Raw genomic sequence first — 3,070 nt, 5'->3', positions numbered from 1 at the left:
CTGCCTCCCTCGCCGAGTGGCAGCGGGCCCGCGCCGCGGGCCGCCTCGTCGCGGCGACTAGGGTGAGGGCGGCGTGCCGTCTGCCGCCGCCCCCGTGAGCACGCGTCAGAGAGGCAGCCGCACCGTGTCCCCCTCCACACCCCCGCCGGGCCCGCCCGCCTACCCCGTCGGACTGCGGCTGGCGGGCCGCCGCGTCCTGGTGCTCGGCGGCGGGGCCGTCGCCCGGCGCCGCCTCCCCGCGCTCGTCGCGGCCGGCGCGGACGTGCTGCTCGTCTCGCCCGCGGCCACCCCCACGGTGGAGGCCATGGCCACCGCGGGGGAGATCCGCTGGGAGCAGCGCGGCTACCGGCACGGCGACCTGGACGGTGCGTGGTACGCGCTGATCGCCACCGACGACCCGGAGGTCAACCGGGCGGCCTCCGCCGAGGCGGAGGAGCGCCGCGTCTGGTGCGTCCGCAGCGACGACGCCGCCGCGGCGACCGCGTGGACGCCGGCCACGGGCCGCACCGACGGGGTGACCGTCGCCGTCCTCACCGGACGGGACCCGCGCCGCTCCGCCGCCGTCCGGGACGCCGTCGTCGAAGGGCTGCGCGACGGCTCCCTGACGGCCCCGCGCCACCGGGCCCGCACCCCCGGCGTCGCCATCGTGGGCGGCGGGCCCGGCGACCCCGACCTGATCACGGTGCGCGGCCGCCGACTGCTGGCCGAGGCGGACGTGGTGATCGCCGACCGGCTGGGACCGCGCGACCTGCTGGAGGAACTCCCCGCGCACACCGAGGTGGTGGACGCGGCGAAGATCCCCTACGGCCGGGCCATGGCCCAGGAGGCGATCAACGAGGCGCTGGTCGAGCACGCGCGCGCCGGGCGCAACGTGGTCCGCCTCAAGGGCGGGGACCCCTACGTCTTCGGACGGGGCATGGAGGAGGCCAACGCGGTGGCGCGCGCCGGCTTCCCGGTCACCGTCGTCCCCGGGATCACCTCGGCGGTCAGCGTGCCGGCCGCCGCCGGCATCCCCGTCACCCACCGCGGCGTCGCCCACGAGTTCACGGTCGTCAGCGGTCACCTCGCCCCCGACGACCCCCGGTCCCTGGTGGACTGGCCCGCGCTCGCGCGGCTGCGCGGCACCCTCGTGCTGCTGATGGCCGTGGAGCGGGCCGGTGCGATCGCCGAGGTACTGATCCGGCACGGCCGCGCCGCCGGGACCCCGGTCTCCGTCATCCAGGAGGGCACCACTGCCGCCCAGCGCCGGGTGGACGCCACGCTGGCCGGTCTGGGCACGGCGATCGCCGCCCACGGGCTGCGACCGCCTGCGGTCGTCGTCGTGGGCGAGGTGGTCGCGGCGGCGGAGGCGGCGACACTCACCGCGCTCGCCGGGCGGCCCTCCGGCGGCAGCACGGCGGACGGCTCCGAGGCCACCGCCGGCGCCACGGAGCCCGCCGACGCCGCCGGCGGGGACCCGACCGGCCCGGCGAGCGACGGGGGCGTTGCATGACCGCCCCCGACCCCCGCCGCGCCCCCGTCCCCGTCACGGACCCGGCCGACCCCCGGCTCGCCGACTACACCGATCTCACGGACGTGGCGCTCCGCAGCCGACGCGAACCCGCCGAGGGCTTGTTCATGGCGGAGGGCGAGAAAGTCATCCGCCGCGCCCTGCTGGCCGGCCACCGCGCCCGCTCGCTGCTGTTGACGCCGCGGTGGGCGGAGCAGCTGCGGGAGCTCTGGGAGCGGTTGGAGGCACCGGTCTACGTCGTGGAACCCGAGATCGCCCGCGAGGTGACCGGCTACCACGTCCACCGGGGCGCGCTCGCCGCGCTGCACCGCCCCGCGCTCCCCGCCCCGGCGGAGCTGCTGGCCGACTCGGCCGAGGACGCGCCGCGCCGGGTGGCGGTCCTGGAGGACATCGTCGACCACGCCAACGTGGGCGCCGCGTTCCGCAACGCCGCCGCCCTCGGCGTCGACGCCGTGCTGCTCTCGCCGCGCTGCGCCGACCCGCTGTACCGCCGCGCGGTGAAGGTGTCGATGGGAGCGGTGCTCCAGGTCCCGTGGACCCGGTTCACCTCCTACCCCGACGACCTGGCGCTGCTGGGCGACCACGGATACACGACGGCGGCCCTCTGCCTGGCCGACGACTCCGTCACCCTCGACGACCTGGCTGCCCGGCGGCCCGCGAGGCTGGCCCTGCTGCTGGGCACCGAGGGGGAGGGGCTGTCGGCGCCGGCACTGCGCCGCAGCGACCTGCGGGTGCGGATCCCGATGGCCGCCGGGGTCGACTCCCTCAACGTGGCCGCCGCGTCCGCCGTGGCCTTCTACGCGACGCGGCCCTGACCACCGTCGAGGAACCGGTTCAGCCCGCGCCGGCGCCGTCGGTGGTGAGCGGGGCGCGCATCACGTGGAGCCCGACGTAGCCCTGCGCCGGGTGCCGGAACGCCTCGGGCACGGTGCCCACCACGGAGAAGCCCAGGGAGCGGTAGAGCCGCACGGCGTGGACGTTGGTCTCGACCACCGCGTTGTACTGCATCGCGCGGTACCCGGCCCGCCGCGCCCACACCAGGCTCTCCTCCACCAGCGCCCGTCCCGCGCCGCGGCCTCCGGCCCCCGGGTCGACCATGTAACTGGCGCTCGCGACGTGCGCGCCGTTGCCGCCCTGGTTCGGGTACATCTTGGCACTGCCCAGCACCGTGCCGTCGCCGTCGACGGCCACCGTCAGCCGGGCGGGCGGCGGCAGCATCCACAGCGCGCGTCCCTGCTGCTCGGTGGTGCCGGTGTCATAGCAGAAGGTGTCACCGGCCGCCACGATCCGCTGGAAGAACGGCCAAATCGCCGACCAGTCCCGGTCGGTCGCTTCCCTGATCAGCATGGACGCATCGTCTCACCCGTCCCGGTCGGCACGGTGGGTGCCGTGGGGCGTCCTGCGTCACAACGGGCTCTGGCCCTGCGCCGCCGCGATACCGAGGGCGACCAGGAAGGTCACCGTCACGAACACCACCACCCGCTGCCGCAGCAGCCGCGTGTCCCACCGCCTGCGGCTGCCGGCCGCCGGCCGGGTCCGCTCCGGGGCGCGCGGCCGGCC

3 protein-coding genes are annotated in these 3,070 nt (G+C 77.1%); 2 read left to right on the top strand and 1 reads right to left on the bottom strand.

Annotation, left to right across the window (positions count from 1 at the left end; genetic code table 11):
- The first annotated feature begins 124 nt into the window (after nucleotides 1-124).
- On the top strand, nucleotides 125-1,492 hold the full coding sequence (gene cobA, locus HCN52_RS23280; protein WP_168090405.1) for a uroporphyrinogen-III C-methyltransferase: 1,368 nt from the start codon (nucleotides 125-127) through the stop codon (nucleotides 1,490-1,492).
- Nucleotides 1,489-2,325 carry a TrmH family RNA methyltransferase gene (locus tag HCN52_RS23275; protein WP_168090404.1) on the top strand — a complete coding sequence of 279 codons (837 nt, stop codon included), beginning with the start codon at nucleotides 1,489-1,491 and terminating at the stop codon, nucleotides 2,323-2,325. The genes cobA and HCN52_RS23275 overlap by 4 nt, the downstream gene beginning before the upstream one ends.
- 19 nt (nucleotides 2,326-2,344) lie before the next feature.
- Here HCN52_RS23275 and HCN52_RS23270 read toward each other — a convergent pair whose 3' ends face one another.
- A complete protein-coding gene (locus HCN52_RS23270; RefSeq protein ID WP_168090403.1) occupies nucleotides 2,345-2,857 on the bottom strand; it encodes a GNAT family N-acetyltransferase in 513 nt (170 codons plus the stop codon).
- Between the last annotated feature and the right edge of the window lie 213 nt (nucleotides 2,858-3,070).

The organism is Streptomyces bohaiensis (assembly GCF_012033785.1).
GTDB lineage: Bacteria > Actinomycetota > Actinomycetes > Streptomycetales > Streptomycetaceae > Streptomyces > Streptomyces bohaiensis.
This window is presented reverse-complemented; position numbering and strand designations above follow the sequence as displayed.

What these genes read in the sequence shown, in the direction of transcription:
- HCN52_RS23275 (WP_168090404.1), top strand. Translation starts at nt 1,489, where the DNA reads ATGACCGCCCCCGACCCCCGCCGCGCCCCCGTCCCCGTCACGGACCCG.
- HCN52_RS23270 (WP_168090403.1), bottom strand. Translation starts at nt 2,857, where the DNA reads ATGCTGATCAGGGAAGCGACCGACCGGGACTGGTCGGCGATTTGGCCG.